Origin of the sequence: Streptomyces bungoensis (assembly GCF_001514215.1) — a bacterium.
GTDB lineage: Bacteria > Actinomycetota > Actinomycetes > Streptomycetales > Streptomycetaceae > Streptomyces > Streptomyces bungoensis.
Map to the genome: position 1 here is coordinate 99,877 of NZ_KQ948859.1, position 17,797 is coordinate 117,673.

Sequence of the window (17,797 nt, forward strand, 5' to 3'; positions counted from 1 at the left end):
GTTGATCCCCGTTCGGTCAGCCCCCTCGGAGGACCCCCACATGCGCTCGCACCTGCTCAATGGCCTCACCGCGGAGCACTACCGCCGCTCCGTGACCGAAGGAGTCGAGCGGGTGGCGGCCAGGCTCGCCACCACCGACCGTCCGTTCACCGGCGTCACGGCCGCCGCCCTCGCCCCCCGCGTCGACGCCGTCGACCTCGACCGGCCCCTCGGCGACACCGCCGCCGCCCTGGACGAGCTGGAGGACGTCTACCTCCGGGACGCGGTCTACTTCCACCACCCCCGCTACCTCGCCCACCTCAACTGCCCGGTGGTCATCCCGGCGGTGCTCGGCGAGGCCGTGCTCTGCGCCGTCAACTCCTCCCTGGACACCTGGGACCAGTCGGCGGGCGGCACCCTCATCGAGCGCCGGCTCGTCGAGTGGACCGCCCGGCGGATCGGCCTCGGGCCCGCCGCCGACGGCGTGTTCACCTCCGGTGGCACGCAGTCCAACCTCCAGGCGCTGCTGCTCGCCCGCGAGGAGGCCAAGACCGGCGACCTCGCCCGGCTGCGGATCCTCGTCTCCGAGGCCGGCCACTTCAGCGTCCGCAAGTCGGCCAAGCTGCTCGGACTGGGCCCGGACTCCGTCGTGAGCGTCCCCGTCGACCACGAGCGGCGGATGCGGACCGCCGCCCTCGCCCGCGAGCTGGAGCGCTGCGCGCGGGACGGCCTGGTCCCGATGGCCGTGGTCGCCACCGCCGGTACCACCGACTTCGGCTCCATCGACCCGCTGCCGGAGATCGCCGGGCTGTGCGACCGGTACGGGGTGTGGCTGCACGTGGACGCGGCCTACGGCTGCGGGCTGCTGGTCTCCCCCACGCGCCGCGCCCTGCTGGACGGCATCGAGCGGGCCGACTCGGTCACCGTCGACTACCACAAGTCCTTCTTCCAGCCGGTGAGTTGCTCCGCCGTGCTGGTCCGGGACGCGGCCACGCTGCGGCACGCCACCTACCACGCGGACTACCTCAACCCGCGCCGCATGGTCGAGGAGCGCATCCCCAACCAGGTCGACAAGTCCCTGCAGACGACCCGGCGGTTCGACGCCCTGAAACTGTGGCTGACGCTGCGCACGATGGGCGCCGACGGGATCGGGCAGCTCTTCGACGAGGTCTGCGGCCTGGCCCGGGAGGCCTGGCGGATGCTCGCCGCCGACCCGCGCTTCGAGGTGGTCGTCGCGCCCGCCCTGTCCACCCTCGTCTTCCGCCACGTCCCGGCGGCCGCCACCGACCCGGTCGAGACCGACCGCGCCAACCTCCATGCCCGCAAGGCCCTGTTCGCCTCCGGTGACGCCGTGGTCGCGGGCACCACGGTGGGCGGCCGCCACTACCTGAAGTTCACCCTGCTCAACCCCGAGACGACACCGGACGACATCGCCGCCGTCCTCGACCTGATCGCCGGCCACGCCGAGCAGTACCTGGGGGCATCCCTTGACCGCGCCTGCTGAGACCGCGCCCGCCGGGGCCGGCCGCGTGCACGACGTCGTGGGCATCGGGCTCGGCCCGTTCAACCTCGGCCTCGCCTGCCTGACCGAGCCGATCGCCGAACTGGACTGCGTCTTCCTGGACTCCAAGCCCGGCTTCGAGTGGCACGCCGGCATGTTCCTCGACGGCGCCCACCTCCAGACCCCGTTCCTGTCCGACCTGGTCACCCTGGCGGACCCGACCTCGCCGTACTCGTTCCTCGCCTACCTGAAGGAGCGGGGCCGGCTGTACTCGTTCTACATCCGCGAGAACTTCTACCCGCTGCGCGCCGAGTACGACGCCTACTGCCGCTGGGCGGCCGGGAAGCTGAGCAGTGTCCGGTTCTCCACGACCGTCACCGAGGTGACGTACGAGGACGGGCTGTACGCCGTGCGCACCGGGTCCGGCGACACCTACCGCGGCCGGCACCTGGTCCTCGGCACGGGCACGGTGCCCTTCGTCCCGCCCGCCTGCCGGGGACTCGGTGACGACGTCGTGCACAGCTCCCGGTACCTGCACCGCAAGGCCGAGCTGCAGGCCAGGGAGTCCATCACGATCGTCGGCAGCGGCCAGAGCGCCGCCGAGATCTACCACGAGCTGCTCGGCGAGATCGACGTCCACGGCTACCGGCTCAACTGGGTCACCCGCTCACCGCGGTTCTACCCGCTGGAGTACACCAAGCTGACCCTGGAGATGACCTCCCCCGACTACGTCGACTACTTCCACGCGCTCGACGAGGAGACCCGCTACCGGCTGGAGAAGCAGCAGAAGGGCCTGTTCAAGGGCATCAACGCCGATCTCATCGACTCGATCTTCGACCTGCTCTACGAGAAGAGCCTCGCGGGGCCGGTGCCGACCCGGCTGCTCACCAACTCCAGCCTCACCGGAGCCCGTCACGAGGACGGCGGCTACACCCTCGGCTTCCACCAGGACGAGCAGGGCAAGGACTTCGAGATCCGCACCGAGGGCCTGCTGCTGGCCACCGGCTACCACTACGAGCCCCCGGCCTTCCTCGACCCGGTCCGGGACCGGCTGCGCTTCGACGGCCACGGCCGCTTCGACGTCGCCCGCAACTACTCCATCGACGTCACCGGCCGGGGCGTCTTCCTGCAGAACGCCGGCGTCCACACCCACAGCGTCACCAGCCCCGACCTCGGCATGGGCGCGTACCGCAACGCGTACATCGTCCGCGAGCTGCTCGGCACCGAGTACTACCCGGTCGAGAAGACGATCACCTTCCAGGAGTTCGCCGCATGACCCCCGCATCCACCCCCGCCCTCACCCCCGCCTTCACCTTCCGCCCCGTCGACCCGGCGCAGGACGCCGGGCTGCTGCACGGCTGGGTGACGCATCCCAAGGCGGCCTTCTGGATGATGCGGGACGCGGCGCGGGAGGACGTCGAACGGGCGTACCGGGAGATCGCGGCGGACGAGCACCACCACGCGCTGCTCGGGCTGCGCGACGGGGAGCCCGTCTTCCTCGTGGAGACGTACGACCCCGCGCACCGGGAGCTGGCCGGGCTCTACGAGGCGCGGCCCGGGGACGTCGGCATGCACTTCCTGGTGCCGGCGACCGACCGGCCCGTGCACGGGTTCACCCGGGCCGTGATCACGGCCGTGCTGGCCCGGCTCTTCGCGGACCCCGCGGTGCGGCGGGTGGTGGTCGAGCCGGACGTGCGCAACACCGCCGTCCACGCCCTGAACGAGGCCGTCGGGTTCGTGCCCGAACGGGAGATCGAGAAGCCGGAGAAGAAGGCGTTGCTGAGTTTCTGCACCCGAGAGCGGTTCGAGGAGGCGGTGGCCCGATGAACGCCGCCGACGCCGTGGCCCACCTGTCGCCCGAGCGCTGGGCGGACGCCAACCGGCTGCTGATACGCAAGGCGCTCGCCGAGTTCGCGCACGAGCGCCTGATCCGGCCGGAGCGGCAGGACGGGGACCGGTACGTCGTCCGCAGCGACGACGGGCTCACCGCCTACCGGTTCACCGCCGTCCGCCGCGCCCTCGACCACTGGCAGGTGGCGGCCGGCTCGATCACCCGGCACCGGGACGGCAGCGAACTGCCGCTGTGCGCCCTGGACTTCCTCATCGAGCTGCGGGAGTCCCTGGGGCTCGGCGAGGAGATCCTGCCGGTCTACCTGGAGGAGGTCTCCGCCACCCTCGCCGGCACCTGCTACAAGCTCGGCAAGCCCCGCGTCACCTCCGCCGAGCTCGCGGGCCGCGGTTTCCAGGCCGTCGAGACCGCGATGACCGAGGGCCACCCCTGCTTCGTCGCCAACAGCGGGCGGCTCGGGTTCGGCCTCGACGACTACCTGTCGTACGCCCCGGAGACCGCGAGCCCGGTCCGGCTGGTGTGGCTGGCCGCGCACCGCTCGCGGGCCGTGTTCACGGCCGGTGCCGGCATCGAGCAGGAGTCCTTCCTGCGGGACGAGCTGGGCGAGCCGACGCTGAACCGTTTCCGCGGGACGCTCGCCGGCCAGGGCCTCGACCCCGCCGACTACCTCCTCATCCCCGTCCACCCCTGGCAGTGGCGGAACAAGCTCGGTACCGCCTTCGCCGCCGAGGTGGCCCGGCGGAACCTGGTGTACCTCGGCGAGGGCGACGACGCCTACCTGGCCCAGCAGTCCGTACGGACCTTCTTCAACCGGTCCGACCCGCGCAGGCACTACGTCAAGACCGCCCTGTCCGTGCTCAACATGGGCTTCATGCGCGGCCTGTCCGCGGCCTACATGGAGGCGACCCCGGCGATCAACGACTGGCTGGCCCGGCTGATCGACGGCGACCCCGTGCTGCGGGCGACCGGCGTCACGGTCATCCGGGAGCGGGCGGCCGTCGGCTACCGGCACCCGGAGTACGAGCGGGCCACCGGCCCCCACTCGCCGTACCGCAAGATGCTGGCCGCCCTGTGGCGGGAGAGCCCGGTGCCGTCGCTGCGCGAGGGCGAGTCGCTGGCCACCATGGCGTCGCTGCTGCACGTGGACCACGAGGGCGCCTCCTTCGCGGGTGCGCTGATCGCGCGCTCCGGACTGGCGCCCACCGCGTGGCTGCGGCACTACCTGCGGGCGTACCTCACCCCGCTGCTGCACTGCTTCTACGCCCACGACCTGGTGTTCATGCCGCACGGCGAGAACGTGATCCTCGTGCTGGAGGACGGGGTCGTGCGGCGCGTGATCCACAAGGACATCGCCGAGGAGATCGCGGTCATGGACCCGGACGCGGAGCTGCCGCCCGAGGTGCGGCGGATCCGCGTCGAGGTGCCCGAGGACAAGCGGCTGCTGTCGCTGTTCACGGACGTCTTCGACTGCTTCTTCCGCTTCCTCTCCGCGCACCTCGCCGCCGAGGGGCTCCTGGCGGAGGACGACTTCTGGCGGACGGTCGCCGAGGTCGCCCGGGAGTACCAGCGGGGCGTGCCCGGACTCGCCGGGAAGTTCGCGCGGTACGACCTGTTCGCCCCCGAGTTCGCGCTGTCCTGCCTCAACCGGCTCCAGCTGCGCGACAACCGGCAGATGGTGGACCTCGCCGACCCGTCGGGCGCGCTGCAGCTCGTGGGCACGCTCCGGAACCCGGTCGCCGGGTTCTGACGCCACGGGAGGGCGCCCCGGAGCGCGGTTCTCCGGGGCGCCCGTCCCTGGGTGTCACCCCTGGGGCCAGGGCACCTGGGGGGACCTGTAGTACCGGATGCCGGCGGCGTCCCAGCGCGGGCCCTGGGCGGCCAGCCGCACCTTGTAGCTCTCCCAGTCGTGGGTGGCCGCGGGCGACCAGCCCAGTTCGGCCGCTCCGGCCAGGCGCGGGAAGGCCATGTACTCGATGTCGTCGGACGTGGTGAGCGTCTCGGACCACAGCGGGGCCTCGACGCCCCTGACGGCCGAGGCGGGCGCGCCGGGCAGGTAGGCGCCGGGGTTCCAGTCGTAGGAGCGCCGCACCTCCACCAGGCCCGCCCACTTCGTGCCCAGCCGGGTGGCCGAGGTGTACTTCATGTCGAGGTAGACCCGGTCGGCCGGGGACAGGATCAGCCCGGTGCCGTTCCGGGCGGCCGCGGCGACCTGGGCCTTCTCGGCCGCGCTGGTGCCGTCCAGGCCCCAGTACTGGGCGAGGGCGCCCTTCGCGGGGGTGGCGCCGGTCAGCTGGTGCCAGCCGATGACCGTCTTGCCGTACCTGGCGACGATCGGCTGCACCCGGTCCATGAACGCCACGTAGTCGGCGTGGCTGGTGGAGTGCGCCTCGTCGCCGCCGATGTGCAGGTAGCGGCCGGGGGTGAGGGCGGCCAGCTCACGGACCACGTCGTCCACGAAGTCGTACGTCACCTGCTTGCCGACGCACAGCGAGCTGAAGCCGACGGCGGTGCCGGTGTACAGCGGGGGTGCGGTGCCGTCGCAGTTCAGCCGGGCGTAGGAGGCGAGGGCCGCGTTGGTGTGGCCGGGCATGTCGATCTCGGGGACGACCTCCAGGTAGCGGGAGGCGGCGTAGCGGACGATCCGCCGGTAGTCGGCCTTCGTGTAGAAGCCGCCCCGGCCGCCGCCGACCTCGGTGGAGCCGCCGTAGGAGGCCAGGCGCGGCCAGGAGTCGACGGCGATGCGCCAGCCCTGGTCGTCGCTGAGGTGCAGGTGCAGTTCGTCGACCTTGTAGCGGGCCAGCTGGTCGATGTAGCGCTCGACCTGGCCGACCGTGAAGAAGTGCCGGGAGACGTCCAGCATCGCGCCGCGGTAGCCGTAGCGGGGGCGGTCCTGGATCGTGCCGCCGGCGATCTGCCACGGGCCGGGCTGCCGGGTCTTCTTCTCCACGGCGGGGGGCAGCAACTGGCGCAGCGTCTGCACGCCGTGGAAGAGGCCGGCCGGGGCGCTCGCGGTGATGGTCACCCCGTGCGGGGCGCTGCTGAGGCGGTAGCCCTCGGCGCCGTACGGGCCGGCGGCGAGGTGCAGGCGGATGCCGCCGGCGCCCCGGTCGGCGACGGGCAGCGGGTAGCCGGTGGACGGGCGCAGGATGCCGGCGAGGTACGCGCCGATCCCGCGGACCCGGGCGGAGGCCGAGGGGTCGAGGCGGATGCGGGTGGCGGAGGTGACGCGGTACGGCTGTCCGCCGGGTGACACCGAGGCGGGTGCCGGGACGACCTGGCCGAGCGGTACGGGCGGCGCGGCCGGCGGCGCGGGTGACGCGCCGGCGGTGGCCACGCCCGCCGCGGCCACGAGCAGCAGGGACCCTAGGACGCGGGTCAGCCGGGGAGTCGTGCTGTGGTGCCGTCTCACATGCGCTCCCTTCAGGATTGGTAAAGACCACTCTCCCGCAGATCCGGTGGAACAATCCCCGGATGGCGGAAATCATCCAGAAGGACGGCACCTGGGCGTTCGACGGCGACGCCCTGCGGCTGACCCCCGGCCGGGACAAGGGCGTCGGCCTGCTCCGCGGCGAGCTGGGCGAACTCGTCGTGCCGCTGGGGGCGTTGGCGGGCGTCTCGTTCGAGCAGGGCAGGCGCGCGGGGCGGCTGAGGCTGCGGCTGCGCGAGGGCGCCGACCCGCTGCTGCACGCCACCGGCGGCCGGCTCACCGAGCCGCACGACCCCTACCGGCTGACCGTGGAGTCCGACCGGTACGGCGTCGCCGAGTACTTCGCGGACGAGGTCCGCAACGCGCTGCTGCTGAACGGGGTTTCGCCGGAGCCGGTCGCCGGGTACCTGCTGCCCGGCCCGTCCGTGCCGCTGACCGCCTCCGCCGGGGACGGCACGGCGGGCTTCGACGGGGAGCGGGTGCGGCTGGAGTGGAACTGGAAGACGGAGGACGCCAAGGCCGCCGGCGGGCCCCGGACGATCCCGCTCGGCGAGATCACCGGGGTGGAGTGGCAGCCGGCGGCCGGACTGGAGAACGGGCACCTGCGCTTCGTCGTGCGCGGCGCGCCCGCCACCCCGCCGCCGGCCAAGCACGACCCGCACGCCGTCGAGCTGTGGGGCTTCAAGAAGGACCCGCTGATGGCGCTGGTCGCGGCCGCCGTCCAGGCCCGGCTGCCGCACCCCGCCGCCCCGGCCGCCGGGACGGACGCGCGGCCGGAGCCGCCGCTGCCCGCCGAGGCGCCCGCGGGCGGGGAGGACCACGACGCGCTGGTGCGGCGGCTGCGCGAGCTGGGCGAGCTGCACCGCTCGGGGGTGCTGACCGAGGAGGAGTTCTCCCTGGCCAAGCAGGCGGTCCTGCGGCGGATGTGACCTCCGTCTCGCCGGAGACGACGGACACCGTGCACCGCTGCCCGGAATCGGGCAGGATTCTTGCGAAAGTCTCGCTCGTGCCCGAGGATCTACCGGGTGCACGAGGAACTTGTCGATCACCTGACGCGGTCCACGCCCCTGAACAGGGGCGAGGCGCTGCGGGTGATCCAGGACGTGCTCGCCTACTTCGACGAGACGACGCAGGACTACGTCCGTCGCCGCCACCGCGAACTGCAGGCCCTGGGCCTGACGAACGAGGCGATCTTCGAACGGATCGAGGCGGACCTGCAATACCGGGCGGTGGCGCCGCCGGAGCTGACGCTCAGGCAGCTGCGCCGCATCGTCTACGGCTGAGAAGACTGAGAGATACCTGTATATGTGCGGAATTGTCGGATACATCGGGAAGCGTGACGTGGCTCCGCTGCTGCTGGAAGGCCTGCAGCGCCTGGAGTACCGCGGCTACGACTCCGCGGGCCTCGTGGTCACCTCCCCCAAGACGGCCGGCCTGAAGATGGTGAAGGCCAAGGGCCGGGTGCGCGACCTGGAGGCCAAGGTCCCGGCGCGCTTCAAGGGCACCACCGGCATCGCCCACACCCGCTGGGCGACCCACGGCGCCCCCTCCGACGTCAACGCCCACCCGCACATGTCGGCCGACCACAAGGTCGCCGTCGTCCACAACGGGATCATCGACAACGCCGCCGACCTGCGCCGCAAGCTGGAGGCGGACGGCGTGGAGTTCCTCTCCGAGACCGACACCGAGGTCCTCACCCACCTGATCGCCCGCTCCACGGCCGAGAAGCTGGAGGACAAGGTCCGCGAGACCCTGCGGGTGGTCGAGGGCACGTACGGCATCGCGGTCATGCACGCCGACTTCGGCGACCGCATCGTCGTCGCCCGCAACGGCTCCCCGGTCGTCCTCGGCATCGGCGAGAAGGAGATGTTCGTCGCCTCCGACATCGCCGCGCTGGTCGCCCACACCCGGCAGATAGTGACGCTGGACGACGGCGAGATGGCCACCCTCAAGGCGGACGACTTCCGCACCTACACCACCGAGGGCACCCGCACCAGCGCCGAGCCGACCACCGTGGAGTGGGAGGCGGCGTCGTACGACATGGGCGGCCACGACACCTACATGCACAAGGAGATCCACGAGCAGGCCGACGCCGTGGACCGCGTGCTGCGCGGCCGCATCGACGACCGCTTCTCCACCGTGCACCTCGGCGGCCTCAACCTGGACGCCCGCGAGGCGCGCCGGATCCGCCGCGTGAAGATCCTCGGCTGCGGCACCTCGTACCACGCGGGCATGATCGGCGCCCAGATGATCGAGGAGCTGGCCCGCATCCCCGCCGACGCCGAGCCGGCCTCCGAGTTCCGCTACCGCAACGCGGTCGTGGACCCCGACACCCTGTACGTCGCGGTCTCCCAGTCCGGTGAGACGTACGACGTGCTCGCCGCCGTGCAGGAGCTGAAGCGCAAGGGCGCCCGCGTCCTCGGCGTGGTCAACGTGGTCGGCTCGGCGATCGCCCGCGAGGCCGACGGCGGCATCTACGTGCACGCCGGCCCCGAGGTGTGCGTGGTGTCCACCAAGTGCTTCACCAACACCACGGTCGCCTTCGCCCTGCTCGCCCTGCACCTCGGCCGCACCCGCGACCTCTCCGTGCGCGACGGCAAGCGGATCATCGAGGGGCTGCGCCGGCTGCCGGAGCAGATCACCGAGATCCTCAAGCAGGAGGAGGAGATCAAGGAGCTGGCCGAGAGCTACGCCGACGCCCGCTCGATGCTCTTCATCGGCCGGGTCCGGGGTTACCCGGTGGCCCGCGAGGCCTCCCTGAAGCTGAAGGAGGTCTCCTACATCCACGCCGAGGCCTACCCCGCCTCCGAGCTCAAGCACGGCCCGCTGGCCCTCATCGAGCCGGCCCTGCCCACGGTCGCGATCGTCCCCGACGACGACCTGCTGGAGAAGAACCGCGCGGCCCTGGAGGAGATCAAGGCCCGCAGCGGCAAGATCCTCGCGGTGGCCCACCGGCACCAGGAGAAGGCCGACCAGACGATCGTGGTCCCGAAGAACGAGGACGAGCTGGACCCGATCCTGATGGGCATCCCGCTGCAGCTGCTGGCCTACCACACGGCGCTCGCCCTCGGCCGGGACATCGACAAGCCGCGGAACCTCGCCAAGTCGGTCACGGTCGAGTAGCCGAGCGGCCGATCACTCGAGCAGCAGCGGAACGGACCCCCGCGAGGGCCACCCTCCACGCGGGGGTCCGTTCGGTGCCGCCGCGGATCAGCCGGTGGCCGTCACTCCCCGGCCGGCGGCACGCCGAAGAAGCGCTGCCGGCCAGGGATATATGCCCTTCACAAGCGCACAAACACCTGCGGGGTGCGTGCAATCCACGCATCGGCAAAGAGCAGTTGACGGGGCGTGAGACGCCTACGGGATGACGATCACGGGCCGCTGCGCCCGCTTGGCGAGCCGTCCGGCCACGGAGCCGAAGAGCCGGCCGACGAGGCCGTGGGTCGAGCCGACCACGATCGCGTCCGCCTCGTACTCCCGCCCCACCTCCTCGAGTTCGTGGCAGATGTCGCCGCCGCGCTCGACCAGGATCCAGGGCACCTCGGCGAGGTGCTCCGCACAGGCCAGCTCGAGCCCCAGCACCTCGGTGCGGTGGTCCGGCACGTCGACGAAGACGGGGGGCTCGCAGCCCGCCCAGACGGTGGTGGGCAGCCGGTTGGCCACGTGGACGATGATCAGCCCCGCGTGGGAGCGGTGGGCCACGCCGATCGCGTAGGCGAGGGCGCGCTCGCTGGACGTGGAGCCGTCGAAACCGACGACGACTCCGTGCCTGAAGGCGGGGTCACAGGAGTGACGCGCCTCTTCCGCCGCCAGGGGCTCGGCCGCCGTGGGATCGGCGACGGGCCGCTTGCGGTCCGCGGGTTCGAAGAATTCGTGACCGGCCATGGCTGTCTCGGCGTTGTGATCCTTGTGTGGATGGGGGTGACATCGTGCTGCGGAGCTGTGTCCGGGATTCGTCTTCCCAACCCCATACCCCCAAGGGTACGGCGACAAGCCTCCTCCGCCCAGCTCGTGCGCACGCTCCGTGAGCGGCTCCCCCGGGGGGTGACCACAGGGGTTCCCCGGAGCATGCACGAGCGACGCCCGTAACGCAATGGTTGCTGCCCCGTACAGGCGGTTTGCACAGCGTCACCCGGCCACGGGCGGTGACCGGCGGATCGAACGGGCGTTGAACCCCGGTGAGCCGTCCCCACAGGGAGTACGAGATGCCCGGACCCCGATCCACCCCCGCCCCCCAGCCGGGCCGGGACACCACGAGCGACGTGATCCGCTGGGCCGCCTTCAGCTGCGTCCTCGTCCCGGTGGTGCTGCTCTGGTACGGCACCTCGCTCGCCGGCGCCGCCGGCACCGCGTTCGGACTCGCCGCCGTCACGGCCGCCTGCCGGGTCCTGCTGCGGCGCTCCGAGCGGTGTGCCGCGCGGAGCGCCGGGCGGGGCGCCGAGCGTTCCGGCACGCAAAGAGGAGGTGGACGTCACACCTGGAGCGGGACACCGGTCGACTGACCGGTTTTTGTACCCCCGAGCGCTTCTTTTCAGCCAACTTCCGGATACCGCTTCCGGGGGGCGCCGACCACCCCTCAACCCCCGTTCCACCTGCACGGAAAGGGTCCGGGCCGGCCTGCGCACCCTACGCGGTTTGGCCACTACGACAAGGCGCACTTCCCTGCGCGGCCCACGAGTGCAACCCTTCGTGATCGAATGCTTCACGCCAAGTTGTCATGTCGACAAACTACGGCGTGTCGAACTGGCCACCGTCAGACCGCGGGAGCCAGTAGATTCGATCTTGACTGTCTTACGGCGGGGGACTCGTGCAGGACCGAGGGGAAACGTGCAGGAGCGACACAACCGAGGAGCCGCGACCACCGAGGGGGGCTTAGCAGGATGAGCCACGACTCCACTGCCATGCCGGAAGCCGCGGCCCGGAAACTGTCCGGGCGCCGCCGCAAGGAGATCGTCGCGGTGCTGCTGTTCAGCGGCGGCCCCATCTTCGAGAGTTCCATACCACTTTCGGTGTTCGGCATCGACCGCCAGGACGCCGGAGTGCCGCGCTACCGGCTGCTGGTGTGCGCCGGCGAGGAAGGCCCGCTGCGGACCACAGGGGGCCTGGAACTCACCGCACCGCATGGGCTGGAGGCGATCTCACGCGCGGGCACGGTCGTCGTACCGGCCTGGCGCTCGATCACCTCGCCGCCACCGGAGGAGGCGCTCGACGCGCTGCGCCGGGCGCACGAGGAAGGGGCCCGCATCGTCGGGCTGTGCACGGGCGCGTTCGTCCTCGCGGCGGCGGGCCTGCTGGACGGCCGCCCGGCGACCACACACTGGATGTACGCACCGACGCTGGCCAAGCGCTATCCGTCGGTGCACGTGGATCCCAGAGAGCTGTTCGTCGACGACGGCGACGTGCTGACGTCGGCGGGCACGGCGGCCGGCATCGATCTCTGTCTCCACATCGTGCGGTCGGACCACGGCAACGAGGCGGCCGGCGCGCTCGCCCGGCGCCTGGTGGTCCCGCCGCGCCGCAGCGGCGGCCAGGAGCGCTACCTCGACCGCTCTTTACCCGAGGAGATCGGCGCCGACCCGCTCGCCGAGGTCGTCGCCTGGGCGCTGGAACACCTCCACGAGCAGTTCGACGTGGAGACCCTGGCGGCACGCGCCTACATGAGCCGCCGTACGTTCGACCGCCGGTTCCGCTCGCTGACCGGCAGCGCGCCTCTGCAGTGGCTGATCACCCAGCGGGTGCTGCAGGCGCAGCGGCTGCTGGAGACGTCGGACTACTCCGTGGACGAGGTGGCGGGGCGGTGCGGCTTCCGTTCACCGGTCGCGCTGCGCGGGCACTTCCGCCGCCAGCTCGGCTCGTCCCCGGCGGCGTACCGGGCCGCCTACCGGGCCCGGCGCCCGCAGGGCGACCGGCCGGGTGAGACGGAGCCGGTGCACCAGCCCGGCCCCGCCGGCCCGCCGCCCGGACTGCACGGTCACGTACCGGTCGGCGCGGCGCCCGCCATGCTGCACCCGGAGCGGGACAGCGCCGTACCGATGCAGAGCCGCCGCCAGGCGGCCGGCGCGGTCGGCCTGCTGCCGGGTCCGCGCGGCGCCGGCTGAGCGACGCGGAGGCGACGGGGAGGGGCGGAGCTCGACTCCGCCCCTCCCCCGCCCTTTCCGGTCTCTTCAGCCGGTCTCTTCGGCCGGTCTCTTCGCCTGCACACGGACAAGGTCGCCGCACGCGCGGTCCGGGCCGGGTCGGGTCGCCGTAAGGTGAGACGCATGAACGATCGCATGGTGTGGATCGACTGCGAGATGACCGGCCTCTCGCTGTCCGACGACGCGCTCATCGAGGTGGCCGCCCTCGTCACCGACTCCGAGCTGAACGTGCTCGGCGAGGGGGTGGACATCGTCATCCGCCCGCCGGAGCAGGCGCTGGAGACGATGCCGGACGTGGTGCGTCAGATGCACACCGCCTCCGGGCTGCTGACCGAGCTGCCCGGCGGAACCACGCTGGCCGACGCCGAGGAGCAGGTCCTCGCCTACGTCCGCGAGCACGTCAAGGAGCCCGGCAAGGCCCCCCTGTGCGGCAACTCCGTCGGCACGGACCGCGGCTTCCTGCTGCGCGACATGCCGACGCTGGAGGACTACCTCCACTACCGGATCGTCGACGTGTCCTCCATCAAGGAGCTGGCCCGGCGCTGGTACCCGCGGGCGTACTTCAACAGCCCGGAGAAGAACGGCAACCACCGCGCCCTCGCCGACATCCGCGAGTCGATCGCCGAGCTGCGCTACTACCGCGAGGCCATCTTCGTCCCGCAGCCCGGCCCGGACTCCGACACGGCCAGGACGATCGCCGCCAAGCACGTCCTGCCCGCACGGTGAACCGCCCGGGCAGGCCCCCCGGGGCCCGCCCGGAGCGGCGCGCGAAAACCTGTGCGCGAGCACCCCTCACGACCCTGTAGACTTCTTCTCGGCCGGTCGGGGAAACCACTCCTCGAACCGCCGGTCATGGTGGGTGTAGCTCAGCTGGTAGAGCACCTGGTTGTGGTCCAGGATGCCGCGGGTTCGAGTCCCGTCACTCACCCTTCGTGAAGAGGCCGGTGACCTGTACGACAGGTCACCGGCCTCTTGCGTGTCCGGCGGGGCCGCCCCGGTGCGGGGCGGGGCCCCTCAGGACGACGCCCGCGGCACCAGTTCCGTGGGCAGGACCAGCTGCTGCCGCTCCGGTCCCCGGGAGGCGGCGGGGCGGCGGTCGGCGATCTCCTCGAGGAGGAGGTCGATCATCGCGCGGCCCATCTCCTGGATCGGCTGGCGGACGCTGGTGAGGGGCGGGTCCATGTGGCGGGCGATGGCCGAGTCGTCGTAGCCGACCAGGGCCACGTCCTCGGGGATGCGGCGGCCCGCCTCGCGCAGCACCTGCCGGGCGCCGGCCGCCATGACGTCCGAGCCGGCGAACACCGCGTCCAGGCCGGGGCTGCGCTCCAGCAGCCGGGACATCGCGCGGCGGCCGCCCTCCTCCGTGAAGTCGCCCGGCTCGATGAGGAGTTCGTCCGCCGAGCGCCCCGCGTCGAGCAGGGCCTGGCGGTAGCCGTCGACGCGGCGCTGGGCGCCGTACACGTCGAGACGGCCGGTGATGTGGGCGATCGTGCGTCGGCCGCGGCCCAGCAGGTGCTCCACGGCCGAGCGGGCACCGCCGTAGTTGTCCGAGTCCACCGAGGGCAGCGTCTCCGCCGCCGAGCGCGGACCGCTGATCACGGCCGGGATCTCCAGCTGGGCCACCAGGTCGGGCAGCGGGTCGTCGGCGTGCACGGAGACCAGCAGCACGCCGTCCACCCGGTGCGCGGCCAGGTACTGGGCGAGCCGGGCCCGCTCGCGGTCGCTGCCCGCGAAGATCAGCAGCAACTGCATCTCGGTGTCGGACAGTTCGGCGCCGACGCCGCTGAGCATGTCGGAGAAGTACGGCTCCGAGAAGAACCGGGTCTCCGGCTCGGGCACGACCAGCGCGATCGCGTTCGTGCGGTTGGCGGCCAGGGCGCGGGCGGCGGTGTTGGGCACGTAGCCGAGCTCGCTGACGGCCGCCTCCACGGCCGCGCGGGTGGCGTCGCTGACCCGGGGCGAGCCGTTGATCACCCGCGACACCGTGCCGCGGCCCACGCCGGCCCGGGCGGCGACCTCCTCCAGGGTGGGCCGCCGAATACCCCGGCTCCGCTCGCCCTTGACCGCCATAGTCGCCGCCTTCCGTTCGCAGCCTCAGGCCAGGAATCTAACAGCCGTGGCCCGGCCTCCCCCGACCCCATCGTCGCATCGTCCGCCGTGGACCGGGCCTGCTCCCCGGGCCCGGAGCCCGGGAGCGGGCCGCCGCGGCCCGCCGGTCCCCCGGCCGGGCCACGCGGTCCGGTCCCGCTGCCTCAGCCCTGCTCGCCGGCGGCCGGCAGGGCGTTGCGGCGGATCACGTCGGCGTACCAGTGGGCGCTCGCCTTGGGGATGCGGCGCTGGGTGGAGTAGTCGACGTAGACGGCGCCGAAGCGCTTCGAGTAGCCGTAGCCCCACTCGAAGTTGTCCAGCAGGGACCACAGGAAGTAGCCGCGCACGTCGGCTCCGTCGGCCACGGCCCGGCGGACGGCCTCCAGGTGGGCGTGCAGGTAGGCGATCCGCTGCGGGTCGTTCACCCGGCCCTCGGGGGAGACGTAGTCGTCGAAGGCGGCACCGTTCTCGGTGACCATCAGCGCCAGCCCCGGGTGCGACGCCGCCAGGTCGGTCAGCAGGGTGTGCAGTCCGTTCGGGTCGATGGCCCAGTTCATCGCGGTGACATCGTTGTTCGCGAGGTGGAAGGCGACGTCGCCGGCGCCCGTCCACGGCGAGTGGTCGCTCGCGCCGTGCCCGTCGTTGCGGGTGCTGGCATCGCCGTCGGCGGCCGCGGAGACCACGGTCGGCGAGTAGTAGTTGACGCCGAGCACGTCGATCGGGCGGGAGATCTTGGCCAGGTCGCCGTCGTGCACCAGCTCCGCCCAGTCGACGAGGTGCGCGGTGTCGGCGATCAGGTCCTCGGGGTAGGCCCCGTCCAGGATCGGGCCGGTGAAGATCCGGTTGCCGACCGCGTCGATGCGGCGGGCGGCCTCCGCGTCGGCGGCGCTGCCGGTGAGCGGGCGCACCTGGTGCAGGTTGAGGGTGATGGAGGTCTGCGCGGTCGACGGCAGGATCTCCCGCAGCGCCCCGACCGCCTGCCCGTGGGCCAGGTTCAGGTGGTGCGCGGCGCGCAGGGTGGCGGCCGGGTCGGTGCGCCCCGGGGCGTGCACGCCGGAGCCGTAGCCCAGGAACGCCGAGCACCAGGGCTCGTTGAGGGTGGTCCACACGCCGACCCGGTCCCCGAGGGCCCGCGCCATGATCTCGGCGTAGTCCGTGAAGCGGTGCGCGGTGTCGCGGTGCGGCCAGCCGCCCGCGTCCTCCAGCTCCTGCGGCAGGTCCCAGTGGTAGAGGGTGACGACGGGGGCGATGCCCGCCTCCAGCAGCTCGTCGGTGAGCCTGCGATAGAAGTCCAGGCCGCGCTCCACGGCGGGGCCCCGGCCGGTGGGCTGCACCCGGGACCAGGAGACGGAGAACCGGTAGGCCTTGAGGCCGAGGTCCTTCATCAGCGCCACGTCGTCGCGGTAGCGGTGGTAGTGGTCGGCGGCGATGTCACCGGTGTCGCCGTTGCGGACCTTCCCGGGGGTGTGGCTGAAGGTGTCCCAGATGGACGGGGTGCGGCCGTCCTCGGCGGCGGCACCCTCCACCTGGTACGCGGCGGTGGCGGCCCCCCAGACGAAGCCGGGCGGGAAAGAGGTGTCCGAGGCCGACTGGGCAGTGGTCTCGGTACGTACGGCGGTCATCGTGAGAACGCTCCCAAAGTGGCGTGAGGGGAAAGATCGGAAAGGGTCCTGCTGGGGGCCGGCACCGGGCGGGCCCGCGCACGCGGGCGCCCGGCCGGACGCGGCCCGCGCGTCGGGCGGGCCGTAGGGCGGCGGGCGGGGCCCGGTCTCCGGTGCGGATCCGGGCCGGGCCGGACGTGCGCGTCCGGCCCGGCCGGCACGAGAGGGCCGGGGCGCGGGGCCGGGCGGACCGGCCCCGCGCGGCTCCCCCGAGCGGGGCGCGGGCGCCCGGTGTCAGCCCTTGACGGCGCCCGCCATGATGCCTCCGACGATCTGCTTGCCGAAGATCACGAAGACGAGCAGCAGCGGCAGGGTGCTGATCAGCGCGCCGGCCATGACGATGCTCTGGTCGGGGGTGTAGGAGGCGCTGAGCTGCCCGAGCGCCACCTGGAGGGTGGGGTTCTCCTGGTTCAGGGCGAGGAAGGGCCAGAAGAAGTCGTTCCACGCCTGGACGAAGGTGAGCATGCCGAGCACCATCATCGCGGGGCGGGCCGCGGGCAGGACCACGTTCCACACGATGCGGATGTTGGTCGCGCCGTCCACCTTGGCCGCCTCGATGAGCTCGTAGGGCAGGGCCTCCAGCAGGTACTGGCGCATGAAGAAGACACCGAAGGCGCCCACCAGGGTCGGGAAGATCACCGACTCCAGCTTCCCGCCCCACCCGATGTCGGACATCATCATGAACAGCGGGACCACGCTGAGCTGCGGCGGGATCGTCAGGGTGGCGATGACCGCGGTCATCAGCGCGCCCCGGCCGCGGAAGCGCATCTTGGCGAAGGCGTAGCCGGCGAGGGTGCAGAAGAACAGGGTGGCCGCGGTGATGCAGCCCGCCACGATGACGCTGTTGACGATGGCTTTGCCCAGGTGGGCCTGGTCCCAGGCGGTCTGGAGGTTGGTCCACAGCCGGCCGCCCGGGAGGAGCGGCGGCGGGCTGTCGAGGACCCGCTGCTGGTCGTGCGAGGCGGCCACCAGCGTCCAGTACAGCGGGAAGAGGGAGCCCAGGCCGACGACGATCAGGGCGGCGTAGGTGAAGGGGCCGCCCTTGAGCTGCTGCCCGGCACCGAGCTTGAGACGGGTGCGGCTCCTGGCCGGGCCGGCGACCGGCGGCGCCGGGTCGAAGCCGGGCGCGGTCTTGGTGGGGCTGGTCGTGGTCAT

15 protein-coding genes and 1 tRNA gene are annotated in these 17,797 nt (G+C 72.4%); 11 read left to right on the forward strand and 5 right to left on the reverse strand.

The features are described 5' to 3' along the window. The first annotated feature begins 40 nt into the window (after positions 1 to 40). From AQJ66_RS19505 to AQJ66_RS19520, 4 genes are read left to right on the forward strand one after another with little or no spacing between them, the layout of a single operon-like run. Positions 41 to 1,483 (forward strand): pyridoxal phosphate-dependent decarboxylase family protein, encoded by a 1,443-nt coding sequence (locus tag AQJ66_RS19505; RefSeq protein WP_061923580.1) that lies wholly within the window; start codon positions 41 to 43, stop codon positions 1,481 to 1,483. Next, positions 1,467 to 2,756 carry a lysine N(6)-hydroxylase/L-ornithine N(5)-oxygenase family protein gene (locus AQJ66_RS19510; protein WP_061923582.1) on the forward strand — a complete coding sequence of 430 codons (1,290 nt, stop codon included), beginning with the start codon at positions 1,467 to 1,469 and terminating at the stop codon, positions 2,754 to 2,756. The genes AQJ66_RS19505 and AQJ66_RS19510 overlap by 17 nt, the downstream gene beginning before the upstream one ends. Next, a complete protein-coding gene (locus tag AQJ66_RS19515; protein WP_061923585.1) occupies positions 2,753 to 3,307 on the forward strand; it encodes a GNAT family N-acetyltransferase in 555 nt (184 codons plus the stop codon). Before AQJ66_RS19510 ends, AQJ66_RS19515 begins: the two co-directional genes overlap by 4 nt. Further along, a complete protein-coding gene (locus AQJ66_RS19520) occupies positions 3,304 to 5,076 on the forward strand; it encodes an IucA/IucC family protein (protein WP_061923588.1) in 1,773 nt (590 codons plus the stop codon). The genes AQJ66_RS19515 and AQJ66_RS19520 overlap by 4 nt, the downstream gene beginning before the upstream one ends. A 54-nt stretch (positions 5,077 to 5,130) precedes the next feature. Here AQJ66_RS19520 and AQJ66_RS19525 read toward each other — a convergent pair whose 3' ends face one another. Continuing rightward, positions 5,131 to 6,738, reverse strand: coding sequence for a beta-N-acetylhexosaminidase (locus AQJ66_RS19525; protein WP_061923591.1), 1,608 nt, complete (start codon positions 6,736 to 6,738; stop codon positions 5,131 to 5,133). Positions 6,739 to 6,800: 62 nt separating this feature from the next. On the opposite strand from AQJ66_RS19525, the gene AQJ66_RS19530 reads away from it, so the two are divergent. The 3 genes from AQJ66_RS19530 to glmS all read left to right on the forward strand — a co-directional run bounded on the left by AQJ66_RS19530 (position 6,801) and on the right by glmS (position 9,879). Further along, positions 6,801 to 7,685: a DUF4429 domain-containing protein gene (locus AQJ66_RS19530; protein ID WP_061923593.1), complete on the forward strand. Its 885-nt coding sequence runs from the start codon at positions 6,801 to 6,803 to the stop codon at positions 7,683 to 7,685. Between the two features lie 96 nt (positions 7,686 to 7,781). Next, positions 7,782 to 8,039: a hypothetical protein gene (locus AQJ66_RS19535; RefSeq protein ID WP_061923596.1), complete on the forward strand. Its 258-nt coding sequence runs from the start codon at positions 7,782 to 7,784 to the stop codon at positions 8,037 to 8,039. 22 nt (positions 8,040 to 8,061) lie between these two features. Further along, positions 8,062 to 9,879 carry a glutamine--fructose-6-phosphate transaminase (isomerizing) gene (glmS, locus tag AQJ66_RS19540; protein WP_061923598.1) on the forward strand — a complete coding sequence of 606 codons (1,818 nt, stop codon included), beginning with the start codon at positions 8,062 to 8,064 and terminating at the stop codon, positions 9,877 to 9,879. Positions 9,880 to 10,113: 234 nt separating this feature from the next. Here glmS and AQJ66_RS19545 read toward each other — a convergent pair whose 3' ends face one another. Beyond that, a complete protein-coding gene (locus AQJ66_RS19545) occupies positions 10,114 to 10,641 on the reverse strand; it encodes a universal stress protein (RefSeq protein WP_061923602.1) in 528 nt (175 codons plus the stop codon). A 320-nt stretch (positions 10,642 to 10,961) separates the two neighbouring features. Between AQJ66_RS19545 and AQJ66_RS19550 the strand changes: the two genes are divergently transcribed. The 4 genes from AQJ66_RS19550 to AQJ66_RS19565 all read left to right on the forward strand — a co-directional run bounded on the left by AQJ66_RS19550 (position 10,962) and on the right by AQJ66_RS19565 (position 13,821). Then, entirely contained in the window at positions 10,962 to 11,258 is a 297-nt protein-coding gene (locus AQJ66_RS19550; protein WP_061923605.1) for a hypothetical protein, read from the forward strand. 378 nt (positions 11,259 to 11,636) lie between these two features. Next, a complete protein-coding gene (locus AQJ66_RS19555) occupies positions 11,637 to 12,854 on the forward strand; it encodes a helix-turn-helix domain-containing protein (RefSeq protein ID WP_061923608.1) in 1,218 nt (405 codons plus the stop codon). Between the two features lie 162 nt (positions 12,855 to 13,016). Continuing rightward, positions 13,017 to 13,619: an oligoribonuclease gene (orn, locus tag AQJ66_RS19560; RefSeq protein ID WP_061923611.1), complete on the forward strand. Its 603-nt coding sequence runs from the start codon at positions 13,017 to 13,019 to the stop codon at positions 13,617 to 13,619. Positions 13,620 to 13,748: 129 nt separating this feature from the next. After that, a tRNA-His gene (locus AQJ66_RS19565) sits at positions 13,749 to 13,821 on the forward strand. A gap of 86 nt (positions 13,822 to 13,907) precedes the next feature. Here AQJ66_RS19565 and AQJ66_RS19570 read toward each other — a convergent pair. From AQJ66_RS19570 to AQJ66_RS19580, 3 genes are all read right to left on the reverse strand, one after another. Beyond that, complete coding sequence (locus tag AQJ66_RS19570; RefSeq protein WP_061923614.1) at positions 13,908 to 14,963, reverse strand: LacI family DNA-binding transcriptional regulator; 1,056 nt, start codon at positions 14,961 to 14,963, stop codon at positions 13,908 to 13,910. Between the two features lie 182 nt (positions 14,964 to 15,145). Beyond that, positions 15,146 to 16,603, reverse strand: a complete 1,458-nt coding sequence (locus AQJ66_RS19575; RefSeq protein WP_061923616.1) for a GH1 family beta-glucosidase — start codon at positions 16,601 to 16,603, stop codon at positions 15,146 to 15,148. 273 nt (positions 16,604 to 16,876) lie between these two features. Beyond that, positions 16,877 to 17,797, reverse strand: coding sequence for a carbohydrate ABC transporter permease (locus AQJ66_RS19580; protein WP_061923619.1), 921 nt, complete (start codon positions 17,795 to 17,797; stop codon positions 16,877 to 16,879).